The organism is Richelia intracellularis HH01, assembly GCF_000350105.1.
Taxonomy (GTDB): domain Bacteria; phylum Cyanobacteriota; class Cyanobacteriia; order Cyanobacteriales; family Nostocaceae; genus Richelia; species Richelia intracellularis.
The window spans coordinates 19,285-41,654 of the sequence record NZ_CAIY01000069.1; the positions used below are offsets into that span (position 1 = coordinate 19,285).

12 protein-coding genes are annotated in these 22,370 nt (G+C 35.8%); 7 read left to right on the top strand and 5 right to left on the bottom strand.

Going from position 1 to position 22,370, the window contains the following annotated elements; all coding sequences use genetic code 11:
- Positions 1–725 precede the first annotated feature (725 nt).
- The 7 genes from RINTHH_RS07540 to RINTHH_RS07570 all read left to right on the top strand — a co-directional run bounded on the left by RINTHH_RS07540 (position 726) and on the right by RINTHH_RS07570 (position 10,294).
- Complete coding sequence (locus RINTHH_RS07540) at positions 726–2,156, top strand: form I ribulose bisphosphate carboxylase large subunit (protein ID WP_008234984.1); 1,431 nt, start codon at positions 726–728, stop codon at positions 2,154–2,156.
- 78 nt (positions 2,157–2,234) lie between these two features.
- Positions 2,235–2,639: a chaperonin family protein RbcX gene (locus RINTHH_RS07545; protein WP_008234986.1), complete on the top strand. Its 405-nt coding sequence runs from the start codon at positions 2,235–2,237 to the stop codon at positions 2,637–2,639.
- Positions 2,640–2,686: 47 nt separating this feature from the next.
- Positions 2,687–3,016, top strand: coding sequence for a ribulose bisphosphate carboxylase small subunit (locus RINTHH_RS07550; RefSeq protein ID WP_008234987.1), 330 nt, complete (start codon positions 2,687–2,689; stop codon positions 3,014–3,016).
- Between the two features lie 2,539 nt (positions 3,017–5,555).
- Entirely contained in the window at positions 5,556–6,641 is a 1,086-nt protein-coding gene (locus tag RINTHH_RS07555; protein ID WP_008234992.1) for an aromatic ring-hydroxylating dioxygenase subunit alpha, read from the top strand.
- 142 nt (positions 6,642–6,783) lie between these two features.
- Positions 6,784–8,070 (top strand): aminotransferase class I/II-fold pyridoxal phosphate-dependent enzyme, encoded by a 1,287-nt coding sequence (locus RINTHH_RS07560; RefSeq protein WP_044304872.1) that lies wholly within the window; start codon positions 6,784–6,786, stop codon positions 8,068–8,070.
- 110 nt (positions 8,071–8,180) lie between these two features.
- Positions 8,181–9,326: a hypothetical protein gene (locus RINTHH_RS07565; RefSeq protein WP_008234996.1), complete on the top strand. Its 1,146-nt coding sequence runs from the start codon at positions 8,181–8,183 to the stop codon at positions 9,324–9,326.
- Positions 9,323–10,294, top strand: coding sequence for an NAD-dependent epimerase/dehydratase family protein (locus tag RINTHH_RS07570; RefSeq protein ID WP_008234998.1), 972 nt, complete (start codon positions 9,323–9,325; stop codon positions 10,292–10,294). Before RINTHH_RS07565 ends, RINTHH_RS07570 begins: the two co-directional genes overlap by 4 nt.
- 853 nt (positions 10,295–11,147) lie before the next feature.
- On the opposite strand, the gene purF is transcribed toward RINTHH_RS07570, so the two are convergent.
- From purF to groL, 5 genes are all read right to left on the bottom strand, one after another.
- Positions 11,148–12,647 (bottom strand): amidophosphoribosyltransferase, encoded by a 1,500-nt coding sequence (purF, locus tag RINTHH_RS07575; protein WP_008235000.1) that lies wholly within the window; start codon positions 12,645–12,647, stop codon positions 11,148–11,150.
- 1,739 nt (positions 12,648–14,386) lie between these two features.
- Positions 14,387–18,151: a phosphoribosylformylglycinamidine synthase subunit PurL gene (gene purL, locus RINTHH_RS07580; RefSeq protein WP_044304873.1), complete on the bottom strand. Its 3,765-nt coding sequence runs from the start codon at positions 18,149–18,151 to the stop codon at positions 14,387–14,389.
- A 786-nt stretch (positions 18,152–18,937) separates the two neighbouring features.
- A complete protein-coding gene (locus RINTHH_RS07585) occupies positions 18,938–19,285 on the bottom strand; it encodes a hypothetical protein (protein WP_008235006.1) in 348 nt (115 codons plus the stop codon).
- 366 nt (positions 19,286–19,651) lie between these two features.
- Positions 19,652–19,825: a CAB/ELIP/HLIP-related protein gene (locus RINTHH_RS10840; protein WP_008235007.1), complete on the bottom strand. Its 174-nt coding sequence runs from the start codon at positions 19,823–19,825 to the stop codon at positions 19,652–19,654.
- Positions 19,826–20,664: 839 nt separating this feature from the next.
- The gene (gene groL, locus RINTHH_RS07595; RefSeq protein WP_008235009.1) at positions 20,665–22,299 is read right to left on the bottom strand and encodes a chaperonin GroEL; all 1,635 of its coding nucleotides are present in this window, start codon (positions 22,297–22,299) and stop codon (positions 20,665–20,667) included.
- Positions 22,300–22,370 lie beyond the last annotated feature (71 nt).

The window sequence follows — 22,370 nt, forward strand, 5'->3', positions numbered from 1 at the left end:
TTTTATAAGAAAAAGGATAGCTTAGCAGCGATATGGCATAACATCCTAAAATACTGCTATTGAATCGTATTCATTCAACAGAGTAGATTTATAACCCTGCTAACACAATTACAACTCGCCTTTTTTATATTTGTAGAGTCTATAACTACACACGATGTATATTTAATGTCTGGTACACATAACAGAATGTGTATTTTTGTAACAAAAAGTGGGTATTATGATGTTCAATAATAAATTCAAATAACAAAGTTAAGAAGATTGAAAGAAAAACCTATCCCAATTCTTGATATATTGTGATATCAGATACAAATTATGTGGGGTGCAATTTTTGTCATTAAAACCGCCATTTACCCTTAAGTCATATCAACTTGATTTTTGGTACCCTTGGTTTTGTATGTGGGAGAATAATAATGAGAAGTTATTTTTATTCCTAAAAAGAATAAAAGGGTAGCTCTCCTATCCGACGTGAGGATTATATAGGTGTTATAGGGGCAATTGTCCTGAAAATATCAGATAGCGAGAGCAAAACTGATGTTTATTTTTAAGTATACTCACTTAGTATTCGTCGGGTAGAAAATGACTAGATATCTACTAGAGATAATCCCCAATAAAATGTTCTTTCCAACCAATTCCTGGTGAAGTTAAAGACGTGAAGGGTAATGGTGAGGATAAACTGCACGGAGCGTAATTTGTAGGTCAACAGAGTGACTCCTTAGAAGGTAAATATGTCTTACGCTCAAACGAAGACTCGGTCAAAAGCAGGGTATGAAGCTGGAGTAAAAGATTATAGGTTAACTTATTACACCCCAGATTACACACCCAAGGATACAGATTTATTGGCGGCGTTTCGGATGACACCCCAGCCTGGAGTCCCTCCAGAAGAGGCTGGTGCTGCTGTGGCTGCTGAGTCTTCCACTGGTACTTGGACAACCGTGTGGACAGACTTACTCACCGACCTTGACCGCTACAAAGGTCGCTGCTACGATATTGAGCCGGTATCTGGTGAAGACAACCAATATATAGCTTATGTGGCTTATCCCCTAGATTTATTTGAAGAAGGCTCTGTCACAAATATGTTGACTTCTATTGTAGGCAATGTATTTGGTTTCAAGGCATTGCGGGCACTGCGTTTAGAAGATTTACGTATTCCTGTAGCCTACCTAAAAACATTCCAAGGGCCTCCCCACGGTATTCAGGTTGAGCGAGATAAATTAAATAAATATGGCCGTCCTCTGTTGGGTTGTACTATTAAGCCTAAGCTTGGTTTATCAGCTAAGAATTATGGTCGAGCTGTATACGAATGTTTACGTGGTGGTTTGGACTTCACTAAAGATGATGAAAACATTAACTCTGCCCCATTCCAGCGTTGGCGTGACCGCTTCTTATTTGTCGCTGATGCCATCCAAAAAGCACAAGTAGAAACCGGGGAAATTAAGGGCCACTACTTGAATGTAACGGCTCCGACCTGCGAACAAATGTTACAGAGGGCCGAATTTGCCAAAGAGCTGAACATGCCTATTGTTATGCATGACTACTTAACTGCTGGCTTTACAGCTAATACTACTCTGGCTCGTTGGTGTCGTGATAATGGTTTGTTATTGCATATCCACCGTGCAATGCATGCAGTTATTGATCGTCAAAAGAATCATGGTATTCACTTTCGTGTGTTAGCTAAATGTTTGCGGATGTCTGGTGGTGACCACATTCATACCGGAACTGTTGTAGGGAAACTGGAAGGTGAGCGTGGTATTACTATGGGCTTTGTTGATCTACTTCGTGAGAACTACGTAGAGCAGGATAAATCTCGTGGTATTTACTTTACCCAAGATTGGGCTTCCATGCCTGGTGTTATGGCCGTAGCTTCTGGTGGTATCCATGTATGGCACATGCCTGCACTAGTAGAAATATTTGGTGATGATTCCGTACTGCAATTTGGTGGTGGTACTTTGGGTCATCCTTGGGGTAATGCTCCTGGTGCAACTGCTAACCGCGTGGCTTTAGAAGCTTGTGTTCAAGCTCGTAATGAAGGACGTAATATGGCTCGTGAAGGTAATGACATTATCCGTGAAGCTGCTAGATGGTCCCCTGAATTGGCTGCTGCCTGTGAACTATGGAAGGAAATTAAATTCGAGTTTGAAGCAATGGATACCGTCTAGTAATTAGAGATTTGGGATTTTGGATTTATCTAAAATCCAAAATCTGAAAATCGAAAATTATTGGGGCTGGGGTCAAGCATGAATTTAAAGCAAATTGCAAAAGACACAGCTAAGACATTGCAACATTACATGACTTATCAGGCAATAAAAACTGTGTTGATTCAACTTAGTCAAACTAATCCTCCACAGTGGCTATGGCTAAATAACTTTTCTGCTGACAAAATTCAGGATGGAGAGGCTTTAATAGAAGAGCTCTTTCATGAAAAACCAGAATTGGCTTTGCGAATTATCCTAGTTAGGGAAAATATTGTAGAGGGGGTGGCTGAGTTCCTACCAGAAATGATTATTACTGGCATTCAACAATCTAATATGGGGCATCGTCGTCAGCATCTTGAGCGAATCACGCAACTGAATTTATCTAACCCCAGTCAGAAAACGGGGCAACAAGCCAATTTAGATGATGCAGATAGTTCGTCTGATTAAATTTTGTCTTTCACTATTCAAATATCACTTATCCATTATCAAAAATTATGCAAACCCTACCGAAAGAGCGCCGTTACGAAACCCTGTCTTATCTTCCACCTTTGAGTGATACTCAAATTACCAAGCAGGTTCAGTACGTTTTGGATCAAGGTTATTTTCCAGCAATTGAGTTTAATGAGGATTCGGAACCAACTCAGTATTACTGGACAATGTGGAAGTTACCTTTATTCAACGCAAATAGTACTCAGGAGGTATTAAGAGAAGTACAAGAATGTCGTTCTCAGTATCCTAACTGCTTCATACGCATAGTTGGGTTTGATAATATTAAGCAGTGTCAAATACTGAGCTTCATTGTTCATAAACCAAATAGATACTAAAGTCAATTTTTCAATAAAGTATATAAGGATATTGAGCATTAAGTAATTATCCTAAAATTATGAGAGGTAGAAATATCTGCCTCTCTTCTCTTTTATTTATACCCAATTTTCAATAGTGATAAAAGTATTAATTTCTAAAAAACCCTAATATTTAACACCAGAATTTATGATCATTACAGTCAATTAATGTAGAGAAAAGTTATCAGCGGTTAAATCTCATATCAATAATGAGGGACTAAGGAGAATTATATCCTCTACATAAATTGGAAAGAATATATGTTTGACTTGACTATCAAAATTGATGACCCTCTTCAATTAAATTCCAATGATGATTGATTTAAAACCAGATACCATAGCTATAGCTATGGTTTTGCCAAACATGTAGGTCTTCAGGTAAGTTTACTATGCTATTCACTCTAATAATATTAGAGGTAATCAGGTTTATTAATAGCTATATGTTAACTTCATAATTTTGCCTGCTTGGTCTAGATTTAATAATAATTCTGGAAAATGCATACTGTACATATATTAATTTTCCTATGGTAAAGCTTACACATTTAGCTTATAAAAATATAATATTATTTACTTAAAGTTTATACAGAAAGATATTGATTAAAACTCAAATTATCACCAACCATAAAAATAAATTGTTACTAATCCAATCCCCAAAAGCTTTTCCTCTTGGTAAAGCCCAGGAAAATATATGGAAACAATAGTATTAAAGAATTCTCCTTTATCCAAAAGTAAGACAATTTATTTTAGTTTTATGGGCCAAGTCTATTATTGGATTCCTTCACAACTACCCTAGATATTTATCAGTAGAAATAAATGAAATTATAAATTTTGTAGTAGAGTTACAAGCATAATAATTTTTTCTGAGAAAGGAAAGAAATGTTAATGACTAATTTATTATAAAATGCAATTAAAGATCCACAAAGATTTAGTCAATAGGGAAAATCAGAAGAACTTTTACATGAGATTGCTAAAAAATATCAGGAGTAGATAATTATTAAAGTTGCTTAGAAATATGAAAGAATGGGAAGTAGTCAACCAGATGGTGAAAATTTCTTATACCAAAAATAATTAAATGAAAAATGGATGATATGGACAATAGCTTGATAGATTAATAGAATCTATAATTATTTATTAATAATCTCCTATAATCTATGTGAAAAGCAAGGCTATTCTATCATAAAACGAATTATTTTTGGAATATAATGCCAGGACCTATAACTTAACTTATAGAATCCCATATTTCACATTATTTTCTAAATTATAGTATTATCTATTATTTTTAATAGATAATGGGACTTTTATTTCATATGGAATATATCCATAAGTTCCATTAACATACATATAGATACAAGTTAATTCAGAATGTAATTTAGTCAAGAATATATTTGTGGACATAATAGTATATAGAATCAGTTTTATATACTATTATGTATGTTTACTGAGTATTTTAGCAATTGTAATTAGGTCATAGATTAAGGGATTTGAATATATTCATCGAAATATCTTAATATTCTAGTACAAGTAGATTTTCCCGGTAAGAATTAGAGATCAGGTACAAGCAATTTGTCATAGTAGAGCACAGTAACATTATGTTTCTTTTGAACATGGTCAAACCCGGGAAAATTTAATTATAAAAGTCTCATGAATTCTATGAATATAGAATTAAATATATTCAATGGTATTCTAGTAATAATTGGTTTAGATTTAAAGAGAATTCAAACCAATTATGGTAATATTTTAATATTTCATAGAAAGTATACATTTGTTTAATTGCCCCAATAACAAAATAATCAAATTTGAGGACTAAGGTTGTTACCTGTGGTTAACCAAAATATATTTACCAGAGTAAAATCTATTTTGAAGTAGCACTGATATATCAAAATCCAACTGAGTTTTTTGATAATTGATAGTTATTTAATGTTTTCTGCTAGTGGTTGATGGAAATTTTATTTGACCTCATCGTAAAATAGTCACTATGAGAAAGTAAAATTATGGAAATGTACCCTTGCAGTTTTTTTATAAACGATGTTATTGATCATCAGCTCATGAAATTACTTGGTAAATAATGCTTATAAATCTATTTCAAAATAGCTTGGGCCATCTTATTTTTTTCCATCCTAATATGGAAAAAACTCCACCCATTGAGAAACAAGAAATAGAGAAAAAATATTACAATTATCAGTGCTAAATAACATGATTTTAGCTTAGGGAAAAACCTTTATTCTGAATAAGGCTAGAAAAAGTGAGGGTTAATTCCAAGCTTATACTTGCTTACTATTATAAGCTTTTATTATCAATAATCTAAGAAGCTCTCCCTACAACGAGTTTATAACACTTATTACCCTTCAGATTATTCATAACCTAAAAGTTCTTAACCTTGTATGTTTAAGCTTTTATCTTTTTCTTTGAAGGTAGGTTATTGCTTAATTTCTGAGTAATTTGTAGATTTCTTATAAGATTGTCAATAAATCATTTAGGATTATAATCTGTCTCTCTGTTGTCGTTCCATATTCAGGAGTGTCGAATGGAACTGGCTCCTATTCTTAAAAGCCAGATAATTCAAAACCGGGTACGGGAAGTGGGTATTAACCCTAATTACTGGTATCCAGTGGCTTGGGCTGACCAAGTCTTGTTAGGTAAGATAATGTCTGTAGTTATCTGGCAACAAGTGATTGCTATTTATCGAGGTCAAAATAGTAAAATTCATGCTCTAGAAAATGTTTGTCCTCATAAGGGAGTAGCTCTACATAAGGGTGAAGTACAGGGTGATAACCTTGTGTGCCCCTATCATGGTTGGCAATTTAATAGTGATGGAAAATGCATACATATTCCGTATTTACCAAAAGGGCAAAAACTCCCTTGTGCTGAAGCAAAGAGCTATCCTACACAAGAAAAATATAATATTATTTGGGTTTTTCCTGGTGATGAAAAGTTAGCAGAGGGGATTTCTATACCAGATATACCTGAATATGACAACCCTGAGTGGTTAAAGATTCCTATACCAGCACGTTTCAAAGCTCATTTTTCCATTTGCAATGAGAATACCATGGATGTATTCCATGGTTTTTTACACAAGGATTTACAAGGTTGGTTTAATCCAGTACTACTAAAATTAAGTCAAAATCAATCTTCAGTTCAAGCAGAATATCAGGTTTCTTATCAGGGTTGGATAACAAAATTTCTAGGATTGAGTCAACCAAGAACCAAAATTACCACCCGTACTATTTCTATCAAATACGAGTATCCACATTACCATAGCTCTTTGGAGGGCATTTCTTCCATTTATCTCATGCGGCTTCCATTAGGAATAATGGAAACTCAATCCTTTTCTTTGTTATTTCTGAAAATTGGTTTACCTAAGTGGATACTGATACGGATCAAACCACAATTATCACAAGCAATTTGGCGTTTTTTGTTTAAAAAATTTCTTGATCAAGATTTAGAAATGGTGGAGAGCGAACAACGCTCCTACTTAGCTAACCCAGAAAGACGTTATGTAGAAATTAATCCGGCAATTATTGCTCTACAACGGGTAATTGTCGGGCAATATGAATATTTTATGCAACAATCTAGAAAACTGTTAAATCATAACCATAGAAAAGGGGAATAGTCATCTGTTGTCGCTAGAGAAATTTCTTCGGAGTTCACTAGTGAAAGTCCACAATTGGGTGAATAAGTTTATTCAGATATGTGGGTTAGTTACAAACTGTGCCGGGTCATATGTGCTTTTATCAAGTCGAGAGGAGTAGAATGTGGAAGTTATAGAAGAATATATGCAGAGACTACATCAAAGTAGTCTTTATCCAGATAAATTTATTTGTCATGGAAAGCAGGGAAATTTTGTCAATGTGGAAGACCCTACAAATGGAAAGAGATTTAAACTTTTGACATTTTGCACCAATGATGTACTAGGCTTGGTCCAATCAGAAGCTGTTAAAAGTGCAGCTATTGATGCTATTGTCCAGTATGGGACCTCTAACAGTTCTTGCTCAGTTCTTAGTGGCCGCATTGACTTACATCGGCAGTTAGAACAGGAAATCTCTGATTTTAAGCATTTACCCTATACTCATCTGTTTCTCAATGCTTGGATGGCAATGCAAGCATTGGTCGATAGTTTCTGCCATTTAGCAATAAATATTCCTGGCTTTCAAAATACCAGAGAAACACTGATTCTTACAGATGTGTTAAATCATGGTTGTATTCTGTCGGCAGTAGTAAATGCAGGTAATCGTTCTGGGAAAATGTTTAGTCATAGTCCTGATGTGCGGGTTAAACCATACCGTCACTGTGATGTCAATGACTTTGCTCGCAAATTACGCCGTTATGCTAAACCAGGTAATCGCATTATGGTAGTTTCTGATGCAGTTTTCTCCATGGATGCGGATATTGCTCCGCTCTCAGAGATGTTGGATGTTTTAGCTAACTATCCTGGCAGTGTAATTGTCATGGATGAAGCTCATGCAAGTGGTGCAATTGGGGCAACTGGGGGGGGTATATACGAGCACTTTGGCATTACTCCACAACAAGTCCTTGATCGTGGTATAATACCTTTGGTGATGACCACCTTTTCTAAGTTTGCGGCATCTGCGGGGGCAGCGATTAGCAGTCATAGGCGCGAAATGATTGATTTACTTGATGTTTCACCCACTTCAATTGGTACAATTTCACTGCCACCCCCAAGTACTGCTGCTGCATTAGAAAGTATTCGTCAATTAAGGCAAAATCCCCAGTTGGTGAAAACATTGCAGGCAAATGCTCACTATTTACGATCACTTCTAATTGAGCATAATTTTGATGTAATTGGGGAAACTAATGTGTTACCCGTAATATTACCTCAAAATTTGAGTCCTAAAGTTTTTGCTCGTCATTTAATGGAAAAACATAGTGTGTGGGTATCAGCAATTTGGTTTATTGCTAAACCTCGACTCCGAATTACTGCTAATGCTTTGCATACTCAAGATGAAATGGAGCAATTAGTAGAAGCAATGGTAAAAACACGGGATACATTGTATCAACCAGCAGCAGTAGCCACAGCCTAGATGAGGAGTTAATAGGGACGGTATAGGAGGTTATGAATCTTCTAGAGTAAGGCTTTCCCAAATAATTTTCCATCAGACCATTGCCTATTTTCCTTATTACTTAAGCCATTATGTTGAATCGAAATAGCAGCAACTTCCAAATACAAGTGGTTAATACTGATGTCCAAAGGAAGGCTTTTTTAGATTTTCCACTGAAAGTCTATAAAAATGATCCTTATTGGGTACAACCCTTACGCAGAAATACTATCAAGGAATTAGCACATAATAGTCCATTTAGAGTATATGGACAGTTACAACAGTTTATTGCTGTTTATGAAGTTTCTGGGGAAACTTTAGGACGTATTGTTGCTGCCATTAATCAACGATTGATTGAGAAAGAAGGGGAAACAATAGGACTATTTGGATATTTTGAATGTGTGGAAAATTTCACAGTAGCCCAAGCACTCTTGGAAAGAGCTTGTGAATGGTTACGTGACCAGGGAATGACTAGGGTTAGGGGGCCAATTGACTTATCCACCCATAATAATTGTATGTTTTTGGTGGATGGGTTTGACTCGCCCCCTATGATGATGATGCCGTACAACCCTCCCTACTATCCTAAGTTTATGGAACAGTCTGGTTGGCAAAAGGTTAAAAATGCTTATGCTTATGATTTTCTCTTAGATTCTAGTCTTTCAACAAAGTTTAAGAAAGGTTATCATATCGCTTGCAAATCAGGGATTACGTTCCGTCCCATTAATACTAAGGGAGAAGGATTTGAACAAGATTGCCGTAGTATTTACCATCTATTTAATAATTCTTTTGCTAATAGTTGGAGTTCTACTCCCCGTACTGAGGAAGAATTTATGGTAGAAGCTAAAAGCTTAAAGCAGCTTGTCGATCCAGATGTATTTCCCATAGCAGAATATAATGGCAAGATAATTGGTTTTTCCATGGGTTTGCCAGATTATAATATTGCGTTGAAACATGTGAATGGTAAACTCGATTGGCTGGGTATATTAAAATTCCTTTGGTATCGTCGTCAAATAAACCAGGGCCGGGTAATTGCTATCACTTCCTTACCGCAATACCGAAGTAAAATGGTTCCCCTTGGTTTGATTTACCTAACAATGCAAGGAGGAATTAAAAAAGGTAAGCCTTATAAGCGTTCAGAATTATCATGGGTATGGGAAGATAATTGTTCTTCACGCAAATTAATTGAAAGTGCTGGAGGCAAAATTTATAAGACTTATCAGATATACGAAAAATTATTATGAAATCTCTAGTTACAGGCGCTAATGGCTTCACTGGTTCTCACTTGGTACGAGCCTTGCATCAGCAGGGCAATACTGTAGTTGGTTTTGTGCGTCCTGAAAGTGATTTAGTGCGGATTAAAGATCTTCCAACACTATTATTTTATGGGGATATTGTTGATCAACAAGCATTGCGTCAAGCTATGGCAAATGTAGATATGGTATTTCATACAGCTGCCTATGTGGAACTAGGGTTGGTAGATCACCAGGAAATGGAACGGGTAAACGTACAGGGAACTCAAGCCGTATTGGAAGTTGCTAGAGAAATGGGAATATCTAAGACGGTTTACTGTAGTACTATTGGAATATATGGTAATACTAAAGGTCAAATTGTTGATGAAAATTTTCATAGGAGTCAGAAAGACTTTTCGTCTGCTTATGATATAACTAAATACAAAGCTCAGAAAATAGTAGATAAATTTGCTATTGATGGCTTGCCTATAGTAAGTGTCATGCCTTCTGGAATACTTGGCGCAGATGATCCTCATTTTTCCCCTGCTTTAAAGTTATTTCTCAAAGGTTGGTTGAAACTTTGGGTAGGTGGTGATCGTATAACAGGAATTGTTCATGTAGACGATTTAGTAGAAGCTATGATTCTAGCAGCAGAGAAAGGGAAAAACGGTGAGCACTACATTATCTCTGCTGGTGAACTCCCTACTAGGGAAATATTTGCTATTCTTAGTCAAGAAACTGGTATAGATACCCCAATAGAGTTACCTGAGTACATAGTGAGGTGTGTGGGAAATATACTCAACCCTATTGGCAGAATCTTTAATTGGAATCCCCCTATTAGCAAAGAGAGGGTACATTATATTTATGAACGCTGCGTAAGAGTTTCAGGGGAAAAAGCCCGTAAGAACCTGGGATGGAATCCTCGTTCTACTCGGGAGACTTTATTAGATATTGTGGCCTTAATTAATTCAGGTATATGATTCACATTGCCTGCTAGGTTTACTGGAAGTTCAAAAGAAATGTGGAAGAGAACATCGCGGGTAAGTGTTCAGTGAAAACGAATAGATTATTAATTTCCCAGCATAATCAAGTGATATCAATTTGGGTTTGTACTCTGTGTTTTAGCCCCTCCATTTATATATGACTCTACCTTACTGATTTTTATACTTGAAGGATAAATTCAGGAGTGGTAAGCAGTATGAATTTCCCTCTATAGTTTCTTATGGATTTTCTTCAGGCTTTTTTCTTAAAACTGAAAAGAAACTGGAGATAGTTCTGTTAGTAATTGGGGTGAAGTTTGTATCCAAAATAGTGTTTTACAGAACTACTTGGGTGTTTCATAAAAACATAATATTAGTTTCTATTACTGCAGGTACTACAGATAGGGGATTAAATTTTAAGGAGTTTTATATACTACTCATCATAGTATTCATCTGCTTCACTTTTAGAACTACACAGCTAACGGGAATGTTCAACTAACTGGATAGGTTTTCCTATACTTGCTAAATAGTAATGTCTACCTTATTACAAGCTAATTGAGTGATTTTGATTTTTTTTAAGTTAAACTAGCAATTACTCTCCCTAGCAGTATTTTATAGATTGCATATTAGCATATTTAAAGTTTCTATGTAGTTCTCATAACTTAACATAATGAAATACATTGTGGTAAACCAATTATTATGATATCAATCACCTTTAATAACTTTTCAAAAACACTCTTTGCTAGATTGTTCTCTAAACTTATTAATACAATATTTCAATAAAACTGGGTATAGCAACCTTCATAGGGGTTATTATAACCCTAGTTTATCTAATCCTAGGGATTGTAATAATCTATACTTTATTGTTTTCCAACATCAACTTATAACGCTTCATATTTTCAGGTATTTTTATCGGGTAATCCCCTGTAAAGCAAGCGGAGCAAAAATCATTGCTGCTTTTTCCAGTGGTTTTTAGCATTCCCTCCCAACTTAAATAATTTAGAGAATCTACTCCAATTTGCTCGGCTATTTCCTTTGTTGATTTGTTTGCTGCAATTAATTGGTCTTGAGTATCTGTATCAATACCATAAAAGCACGGATGAGTTACAGGGGGTGAGGAAATTCGCATGTGAACTTCTATTGCACCTGCACTCCGTAGAGCTTTAACCAGCTTCCTACTAGTAGTACCTCGAACAATAGAATCATCCACAATAATAATTCTCTTACCTTCTAACACATCTTTTAGGGGATTAAGTTTCATCCTAATTCCTGACTCTCGCATACTTTGTGTTGGCTGGATAAAGGTACGCCCTACATAACGATTCTTGATTATTCCTTCTGCATAGTGTATTTTAGAAACCTGGGAAAAACCAATAGCGGCTGGCACACCAGAATCTGGAATTCCAAATACAATATCTGCATCAACTTTTGATTCCACTGCCAATTCCCGACCCAGGCGTAACCTATAGGTATATAAGCTCTCATTATTCATCATGCTATCAGGACGAGCAAAGTAAATCATCTCAAATATACATAATTTATTTTGTGAATTCTGACTCCAGTTATATAGTGATAAGCCATCTTCTGTAATCCAAACCAATTCTCCAGGTTTTACATCCTGTAAATACTTTGCACCAATAATATCTAAACCACAAGTCTCAGAAGCTAAAACATAACGAGTCGGATTACTATCTAAAGTACCAATTACCAAAGGGCGAATACCATAAGGGTCACGCACACCAATTACTCCTTCTGGAGTAGCAATTGCTAAACTAAAAGCACCTTGACATCTATGCAGGGCCTCAATTGTACCATTAAGCCAATCTGCACCATTGTTAACTGCTTCTGCAATTGCAAATATAATCATCTCTGAGTCTGTTGAAGTAACTAAATTGAAATTGCTATTGACTAATTCATTACGTAACTTCCATGTATTGACTAAATTGCCATTATGTGAAAGTGCTACTTTTCCTAAACGGGTGTTAACAATAGATGGTTGGGCATTCGCTTTGCGACTAGAACCAGTGGTGGAATAGCGAGTATGGCCAATCGCCAATTTACCTGTTAGACCTTCTAAGATATCTTCGCTAAAAATTTGATTTACAAGGCCCATATCCTTATAAACATGTACTTCAGAGCCATCAAAGGTTGCTATTCCTGCTGATTCTTGGCCTCTATGCTGGAGAGCATATAATCCAAAATAAGTTAACTTGGCAACATCTTCCCCCGGTGCATAAATACCAAATACACCGCAGGCTTCTTTAGGTTTATCTGATTTATATTCAGAGCAGTTAATTGATTTATGCTCCTTTAGATTGTTCATATCTAAAGGAGCAGGACTATTAGGAATCATGCTCACCTTGCTCCTGGTTGACCTATCAAGCCACTGGGATTATGTCATAGACAGTTGCAGATTTCCTATTAAATCGCTAACCATCTACTTTAAAGACTACCCTACTTATGACAGAAAACGCTACTCATTGACATGAGAGAAATTTAATAGAAAGGGGAATTAATAGATGGTTTTTGTATTCACTCTATAATATTGTATACACACTCTATTAGTATTTTCTATTGCTCACCGCAAGGTCAATCAAGTCATTATAGAATTCCCCGGGATTTAAATTAAAATTCAGTAAGCCCGTTCTTTTGTTAAACCTATTAGACTTTTGTGCTGTAATAAAATCAAAGCTTAATAACAGTTAGTAATCAAAATTCATAAAGAATACTCAACTCTATTCCAACAAGGTTAATTCACTATCAGAGCTAATCCTAGCAAAGATACTTTGTCTAAAAGTAAATAATTCTTATCAAAATATTCCATGAGTTATTTTTCTCGAAAATATTTGAGAATTCAGGTATTTTTTTACAAACCAAGCATTTTTATTTATATATAATTATCAATAGATGGCAATTAGTATAATGATCAGTGATATCAATAGGGCTTATCTTAGTGGTATGATGCAATTCCTAGAGAGAAAACCTTTGAGTATGACTTTTAAGCAATTGATGTAGCTTTTGATATTTATCATATATCTTGATTGGGGCAGTGGGCTTTGAACGACTGCTTCTCTTGATAATTGGAATGACGTAAGTCTTCTCAATACTTACATTAAGAATAAAAAATTAAAATAAATACATTTTCTATTCCTCATACTTAAGTGCTTCTATTGGCTTTATATATATGTGTTAAATTACCAATTACCTAATCATTAAAATGATTAATTAGTATCTTGATATAATCCTGTGCTGACTTATAGGGTTAATCAGGCCAGAATAAAAATCAGATTTCCCTTGTAATCCTATATTAAAGTTAAAAGAAATTAGCAGATTTTAATTTGAAAAATTATACTATTAAATAGTGCTGTGAATATCATAAACACTTTTATGATTTCTTTGTTTTTTTTGAGCCAGAATTAATTTTGATTAAAACCTTTTAAAAACTAGAATCTAGTCTGAAATATAAGTAACAATAGAGTAGTTATAAATCGAAATGTGGTTTTTGATTATGGTGAAAATATAAAACGAGGTATAAGAGATGATTTAGTCTTATTAATTATCTGTGTAGGCATCAGTCTTGATAGGATTTATTCACACAATGTGAGATTTTTTTGATGCTAGAATATTCAAGCATTGATAATACCTGAAAGAACTGATGATTTTGTATTGCTAAAAAACTTCTAACCAATGTTAACTAGCACACTTACATCTTAATTCTGCTTAGGGTATGATATTTTGCTAACTAGTCTAGGACTATCAGTTATTACTCAAAACATCAGAAAAGTTTTGACATGTTACTATTGTCTACATTATCTTCGGGTGATTGGCATAGTTTTTGCTTGTTATAGCTTTGCAAACATCATCTTAAAACCCTTGTAATTCTATCCTGTTAGTAGTAGTCCTGAGGACGTGGTGGAGTTATACTTGCAACAAGAAACAATGTAAACGAAAAAACATATTGATCATGAAGTCTGTCAGTAGAGCTTTAAGGGTTTGCCCTATTTTGACGTGTTTATATTCCAGGATCAGCAATTACTACTCCAGTGTTTGTTCAAGGTTTAGTATGCTGGTATCTTTTTATTTAGCAACCCTTTACTTTCCAAAAAATCTAATAGCATTATAGTAGCTTTCACTCATTAACTCATAGTTAACATTAATAATACTTTGGTGGTCTATAGTCGAAATTTTTAATCCTTTTTCTTTACTCTCAACAGTACCCAACTTCTGCCAGACACCACATAAGTTTTCCTGTAGAAATATTTCCCAAGCTTCTTGTTCTGAGGGTACAACAGAAACAATTATTCTTGCTCCCCCCTCTCCAAATAATAACTCATCCCACTGGAAATTTTCTGGCTGTTGGGAAGGCAAATTAAGAACAATAGTTGCACCCATCTCTCCACTCAGACAACATTCTGCTAAAGCCACAGCTAATCCACCCTCCGCACTATCATGAGCAGAATTTATCCAACTTTGACGAATACCAAAGCGACAGGCAGCTTGTACTCTCCGTTCCAAATCAAAGTCAACCTGTGGTGGTTTTCCTGCAACGGTTTTGTGGATAGTAGCTAAGTATTCTGATCCTCCCAGAGCTACTTGTGACTGGACGGGTAATCCTAATAAATAAATCTTGTCACCTTCATTTTTCCAACCTTGACTACAAATCTTATCTAAATTGGGGATTAAACCGACCATTCCAACCACAGGAGTAGGATATATGGGTTTGGGATTACCTTGATCATCTAAAGTTTCGTTATAGAGGGAAACATTACCACCTGTTATAGGAGTCGATAATTCTCGACAGCCTTCTGATAGACCCCTACAAGCTTCTGCAATTTGCCAGTAGCCAATTGGTTTTTCCGGACTACCAAAATTCAAGTTATCAGTTACAGCTAGAGGTTCTGCTCCTACACAAGATAAATTTCGAGCTGCCTCCGCTACCACGGCTTTTGCACCTTCATAGGGGTTAAGATAAACATAACGGGGATTACAATCCACTGTAGCCGCTATACCAGTTTTAAAATCAGAATTTCCATCATGCTTTTCTAGAGGACGCAAGCGAACTACTGCAGCATCTGCTTCCCCAGGTAAAATCACAGTATTATTTTGTACTTGATGATCATATTGTCGATATATTGAACGTTTAGAAGCAATATTAGGTGTAGCAAGTAAATTTAAGAGAATATCTTGCCAGGTTTGTGCTTGTCCTACAACTTCAATACCATTAATGCTACGACCTTTTAAACATTCTGCTGTCCATTCCCAAGCTTTCTGAACATATGCTGGGGGCTCGGATAAAATTTTCCTCTCATACAATGGGGTGTCCTTAGTCAAAGCCATAGCTGGTACTTCTGCTGCTACCTCTCCTTGGAATAATATACGAACTATAGGCTCCTTAATTATCTCTCCAGCCACAACAGCATTTAAACTCCAACGCTTGAAGATATCAATCACTTCTTGCTCTCTACCCTTATGTACCACAAACAACATTCGTTCCTGTGACTCGGATAGCAAGTATTCATAGGGAGTCATACCATACTCCCGTGTGGGTATTTTATCTAAATCTAACTCAATACCTACACCACCATTTGCAGCCATTTCTGAGGTAGAACAAGTCAGTCCAGCTGCACCCATATCCTGTGCAGCAATGACTGCATCAGTTTGAAAAGCTTCTAAACAGGCTTCAATTAAAGACTTTTCTACAAAAGGATCACCCACTTGCACAGCTGGACGGTCATCTAATGAAACACCACTAATTTCTGCACTAGCAAAGCTTGCACCCTTCATACCATCTCTTCCTGTAGTTGAACCTACATATAATACAGGGTTGCCAATCCCTACAGCTCCAGATTTGATTATTTTGGGAGTTTCCATTAAGCCTAATGCCATAACATTAACTAGGGGGTTATTGGAATAGGAGGAATCAAAATATACTTCACCCCCAATAGTCGGTACTCCAACACAATTGTGGGTAATAATGCCAGAAGTTGTTGCAAATAGATGTGTATTGTCGACTTCTACATCGTAGACATTACATTCACCAACATTTTGAACTTCGATACTTGTGATTCTCACTAAACCAATGTCGCCTGAGTCTTGAGCAGAATCTGGTAAAAAATATTTTGTACCTTTATCCTGCCTTAAAACAGTGGTTAGTTTTAAATTATGTTCTTGACTAAAAACTTCTGATAAAGGTTTGACTACAACAGAATCATTAACTTCCAGGCGCCATAGTAGTGTATGTTGATTACCTTCTATTTCTGTTGATTCTGGATACTGGCAAATATATGGGAGCAATCCTTGGTTTTGAATCAATGCCACTGTTTGATCAAACAGCCTACGACTAGATGTTTCAAAGGTAATTTCGGGATTATAATTATGAAGTTCAGTTGTTAGCAAACTGTCAACTCGCAATAATACTTTTAAGACTTCATACTGCAAATCTGTAGACCATCGCAAAACAAAACTAGGAATAGCCTTATTACTAGGCATATCGCCACATTGCCAAACATTTTTTAAGATATGCCCAAATAGCCAAGAAGTAACATAAACAGCAATGGTAGCAGTAAGATTTTCGATATAGGGATGAAAACCCAAATTTTTAAGTCCTTTTACTACATCATTTACATATTCCTGTTCATGAAGAGCAAACATGAAGATGATTTTATAGGTATTGCCCTCCGGCAATATACGACCTTTTGATAAGTAGTAACCAATTAAGCGGGCAAATTCTACATCTGCTTGGATTACTGCTTTCATTTCACTTTCCTCTCCACAATGGGATAGGTAAATTTGACTTCGTGAAATATTGATCAGTGTTTCTAAATTAAAAAAATATTTAAGAGGAAATTGACCAGTTTTCAAGTACTGGTGACGCCTAGCTATATTTGTTTCTAGTAATCGAAAAGCTAAACCTACAACATCTGTGGGTTGCCAATTCTTTGGTAAATGTACATCAATATTGACATAGTCTTTTATATCCAAAATTCTAAGCAAATCAAGTGTTAGGACATCTTCTGATATTTCCGGTAGAGAAACAAGTATTGGCAGTTTTTGGCCAACTTTTAGGCATTGTGCAGGATAAATATCCCAATTACCATTTTCTCTTACTAACATGGGATGATCTGGGGTGACAGTGAGATTACGCCCCAGAGAAGTACAAATTTTAATTAGTATTTTTGTTTTACGTTTAAATAAACGTCTTACTCGTTGCCAGCAACTGGAGCTACTATCCGGACAGACAGAAAGTGTTTTAACTGCTGCTGTATCTTCTAGCTCTAATGTTGAGCAATTACCATGAAGCCGGGATTCAACAAAATTACCAATAGTATCAAAATTTACACCATTCTCATCCTGCCAAACAAATGTCTCACTTCCCAATAAACAGTTACCATAGTGGCTTATTCCTGCTACAACACCGCTGAGCAACCTGTGTGTTTTTGTATCATGCATATCGCCAAAACGTAGAGAATTGAGTAACGCAATGGGACGAGCACCCATAGTGAAAATATCTCTGAGAATACCGCCAACTCCAGTTGCTGCGCCCTGAAATGGCTCTACTGCAGAGGGGTGATTGTGAGATTCAATCTTAAAAGCCAGTCTTAATCCATCCCCCAAGTCTACAACGCCTGAATTCTCCCCTGGCCCTACAAGAATTCGATCTCCTGTAGTGGGAAATTGACTTAGTAAAGTTCGGGAGTTTTTATAACAGCAATGTTCTGACCACATCACCCCAAACATACCCAGTTCTGCCTTATTAGGATGACGCTTTAATCTTTTGACTATTTCGTCGTACTCTTGGGGCTTAATACCTTCTGCAGCTATTTCTGCAGGAGAAAAATGTGTTTCGGAAGGATTCATATAATTGATTTTCCTTTTGCTCCAATCAATATATTGCATACGATTTGGGACTTAACTTTGAGCCTATTAGAATAGGACTAGATACTTGACCAGTTGTGGGTAATTTTATATTGATTTAATCATTTAAAAATATATTTTATCTATAAAGCACGGAGGTTATGACCACCTCTAGAACAAATATCTTGAGATTCGTATACAATTAATTATGTATTTGTAAAATTTCTTGATAAAATTACTTAGTAATAGATTACTTAGCTTCATAAAATTATAAAGTATAGAGTGAATCTCAAATATCCCTAATACTCCATAAATTTTGGTGTCTGTGTCTCAAGATATAATCATATCCTAATTAAGCTTGTTTTAAAGCCAAATTTAAACCTCAAATTTGATAATAAAGTTTTTTTATCATGAGGAATTTATAATAGTTATATTCTAGCTTGGCAGTTTTTTGTAATGTTGATCAGTACTTAAATATTCAGAGGAAAAGTAATTCCTTTGAATAATCATAAAATTGAATTTATAGAGACCCCTTTTTCTATCTCCTGGAATATTTATTCTCAAGATATTATTGGCAAAGTCTGTAAAAGATCAGCATCTATAATAGATAATGCTTATGTTGGCAAATAATACCGAATTTTAACAGCAGTTGGAGTTATCTTACATAGTTTAAAGAGGCTATTATAGTCAATTTTATGCTTGAAAAGCATAGGCAGTAACAACGGTATTGTAAATCTTTTTATAAGATGAATTAATTACCTTATTGAATAATATTTTAATAAATATTATTTATTCTATATTGGGGTATTTTTTTAAATTTCTAGGAGATTTTTCCTTCGGTATGGTTAATATTGGCAATTTAGAGGGAGAACTTATTGGTTGAGAGGGTAAATAATATTGTTGTTGCTGTGCTACAGACTTTTCAGTCTTTGACTGAAGCCGTTGATTATGTGACCATAACCGCCACAGTAAGGCTATACTTGTTATACCTATTGTACTTAGGCCAATACTAAATAAAGACCAACTATCATTGAATCCACCTATGATTGTATCAACTATACCTATAGTTATGAGGGCACTAATTAGAGGCTCCCTGCGGTAGCTTAATTTTAAGAAACGAGGCAATACAGCATTCATAAGAACTTAATTTTAGTTTATTTTCTATTTCTTTACACACAAGTTTAGTGATAACACTTCAATCACGTTTAACATAGTCTGATTTAAGCTTTATTATATGATAATAGTCTCCACCTTCTAGGGATAAAAGTTATGTATGAGACTTAAACGAGGATCGGTTTACCGTATTTCTGAAATTATGACGTAAATAAGAAATAAGGGAAATAAGGAAAAATAATTATTACCACAAAGTTATAAGAGTCTATCTTAAATTGGACAGTTACCATAAAAATAAAGTTGAGTAGGGAATATACAAATAAAAGAAAACCTTGTGAGGAATTTTCTCCATTTTTATATTCCCTACCTGGCATATATTAGGTCAGTTGTTTATTTCAAGCCCAACCACGATAATATCCCCTGATCAGTGATATATTCGATAACCACTAATAAAAGGAAACCAATCATTGCAGCTCTGCCATTTAGACGTTCTGCATATTCGTTAAATCCGAACTTGGGTTCTTCAATTTTGGGGGTAACACTCGGTTTTGTTTCACTAATCATTTGTTAAACTCCTGCTATGTCAAGGTAAGTGTGAGTGTTTTTTCATTAGTCTGCACTCATATCTCATACAAAAAGTAACTATTCTTTATTTATTTTATAAATAATTAAGGTTTAGTCAAAGATGGAAAATTATCAGAAAGCACTGCAGAGGAAGTTACTTAAATAATTTACAGTCACAATATACGATCACATAAGTATAACTGTAAAAACAATAAATTGAAGTATTGATAGCAAGCATTATTATTGTGTATTAACATCATAATAAACAGATGAAGCTTACTTCAAAGTCAGACATATGAATAGTTAATTGCCTAAATAGGTTAAATCCCTGAAGTTAATCCATGAGGGTGTTGATACTAAGCTGATATGGAAGTCAATATATATTATTTGTTAATGAGGGTGATGCCATCTCCTATTGGCTTTAAATTTTGTCTGTACAATATTGCATTTGGTAGAACCATTATCAATTCTTCAGTATATAAATCACGAGTGATTTTAGCGTGTAAATTCTTTAAGAACATGAGACATATGGTAGGGAGTATATTCAATATCAAAGTAGGAGAAATAGTAAGCTTAGTTAACCATGCATATTGTATTATGGATGAAAACTATGGATTGATCAGGTCTTTTTTACAAGTTGATTGAGGTTTGATGAAGACTTTATGTTAACTTCACAGCGTAAAATACGCTTCACAAGAAAAATACTATTGAATCAGCCCTGGATTATTGTACCTACTATATATCTCCATCATTGATATAACCAAAAAAGCCGCCTCCATGAGAGAAGACAGCCATTATTGATTTTCAGTCTGGGTAAAATAACTGCAGTGCAAATTATTTTAGTAGTCGAAGTCACCACCCATACCAGGAGCAGCCGCAGGAGCAGCATCCTTGGGTTCTGGCTTATCAACTACAATACACTCAGTTGTTAACACCATGCCAGCTATAGAAGCTGCATTTTGCAGTGCAGAACGAGTCACCTTAGCAGGATCAACAATACCAACCTCAAACATGTCTACAAACTCGTTAGTAGCAGCATTATAGCCTACATTGAATTCTTTCTCTTTTACACGCTCAGAAATTACTGCACCGTTTTGACCAGCATTTTCTGCAATCCTTTTCAAAGGAGCAGGCAAAGCACGAGCTACAATCAATGCACCTGTCAATTCTTCATCTTTAAGATTACTATTTGCCCAATTTTCTAATTCGGGAGTTAGGTGAGCCATAGTTGTACCACCACCAGGAACAATACCTTCTTCCACTGCAGCTTTAGTAGCGTTGATTGCATCTTCTAAGCGCAATTTCTTGTCTTTCATTTCAGTTTCAGTAGCAGCACCCACCTTAATTACTGCTACACCACCAGATAACTTGGCTAAACGTTCTTGCAGCTTTTCCTTGTCATAAGAAGACTCAGTTTCTTCCATCTGACGGCGAATTTGCTCGCAACGAGCCTTAACCTCAGTCTCATTACCTTCTGCAACAATTGTAGTATTATCCTTGGTAATGGTTACACGACGGGTGCTACCAAGCATATCCAGCTTAGTACTTTCTAACTTCAAGCCAGCATCTTCAGTAATCAACTGACCACTAGTAAGAACAGCAATATCCTCTAGCATCGCCTTACGTCGGTCACCAAAACCAGGAGCCTTAACAGCAGCTACATTTAGTACACCGCGTAGACGGTTCACAACTAAAGTAGCTAAGGCTTCTTTCTCAATATCTTCAGCGATAATTACCAGGGGTTTGCCAGCACGAGCAACCTGCTCTAATACAGGAACTAAATCTTGTACCAAAGCAATTTTTTTGTCAGTGAGCAATAAATAAGGCTCATCAAAAACTGCTTCCATACGTTCAGTATCAGTTGCAAAATAAGGGGAGATATAGCCCTTATCAAAACGCATGCCCTCAGTAATTTCTAATTCGGTAGTCATGGACTTCCCTTCTTCCAGGGAAATAACCCCTTCTTTTCCGACTTTATCCATTGCAGAGGCAATCATGCTACCAACTTCTTCATCATTGCCAGCAGAAATTGAACCTACTTGAGAAATGCCTTTAGAATCTTCTACAGGGCGAGAGTGCTTGGCAATTTGTTCTACCAAAAAACCAGCTGCTTTATCAATACCACGCTTTAATAAAATAGCATTTGCACCAGCAGCAACGTTGCGCAGACCTTCTTTAACCATAGCATGAGCCAAAACAGTTGCGGTGGTTGTACCATCGCCGGCAGCATCATTTGTCTTGGAGGCAGCTTGGCGAATCAGAGAAACCCCTGTGTTTTCCACATGGTCTTCCAACTCAATTTCTTTTGCAATGGTTACCCCGTCGTTAACAATCTGGGGTGCACCAAACTTTTTCTCTAATACTACGTTACGTCCCTTTGGACCAAGGGTAACGGCAACTGCTTCAGTCAAAATATCCATGCCTTTTTCCAAGGCCCGACGAGCACTTTCATTGTAAATAATACGTTTTGCCATATTTCCCCAGTTATTACGGTTCTTTAAGTCTTAAATTTGTAATTGATCCTATTTGTTAAAGTTTTTGGTAC

Excerpts from the sequence above, each read along its gene's own strand:
- RINTHH_RS07540 (WP_008234984.1), top strand. The coding sequence starts at position 726 with ATGTCTTACGCTCAAACGAAGACTCGGTCAAAAGCAGGGTATGAAGCT.
- RINTHH_RS07545 (WP_008234986.1), top strand. The coding sequence starts at position 2,235 with ATGAATTTAAAGCAAATTGCAAAAGACACAGCTAAGACATTGCAACAT.
- RINTHH_RS07550 (WP_008234987.1), top strand. The coding sequence starts at position 2,687 with ATGCAAACCCTACCGAAAGAGCGCCGTTACGAAACCCTGTCTTATCTT.
- RINTHH_RS07555 (WP_008234992.1), top strand. The coding sequence starts at position 5,556 with ATGGAACTGGCTCCTATTCTTAAAAGCCAGATAATTCAAAACCGGGTA.
- RINTHH_RS07565 (WP_008234996.1), top strand. The coding sequence starts at position 8,181 with ATGTTGAATCGAAATAGCAGCAACTTCCAAATACAAGTGGTTAATACT.
- RINTHH_RS07570 (WP_008234998.1), top strand. The coding sequence starts at position 9,323 with ATGAAATCTCTAGTTACAGGCGCTAATGGCTTCACTGGTTCTCACTTG.
- purF (WP_008235000.1), bottom strand. The coding sequence starts at position 12,647 with ATGATTCCTAATAGTCCTGCTCCTTTAGATATGAACAATCTAAAGGAG.
- purL (WP_044304873.1), bottom strand. The coding sequence starts at position 18,151 with ATGAATCCTTCCGAAACACATTTTTCTCCTGCAGAAATAGCTGCAGAA.
- RINTHH_RS07585 (WP_008235006.1), bottom strand. The coding sequence starts at position 19,285 with ATGAATGCTGTATTGCCTCGTTTCTTAAAATTAAGCTACCGCAGGGAG.
- RINTHH_RS10840 (WP_008235007.1), bottom strand. The coding sequence starts at position 19,825 with ATGATTAGTGAAACAAAACCGAGTGTTACCCCCAAAATTGAAGAACCC.
- groL (WP_008235009.1), bottom strand. The coding sequence starts at position 22,299 with ATGGCAAAACGTATTATTTACAATGAAAGTGCTCGTCGGGCCTTGGAA.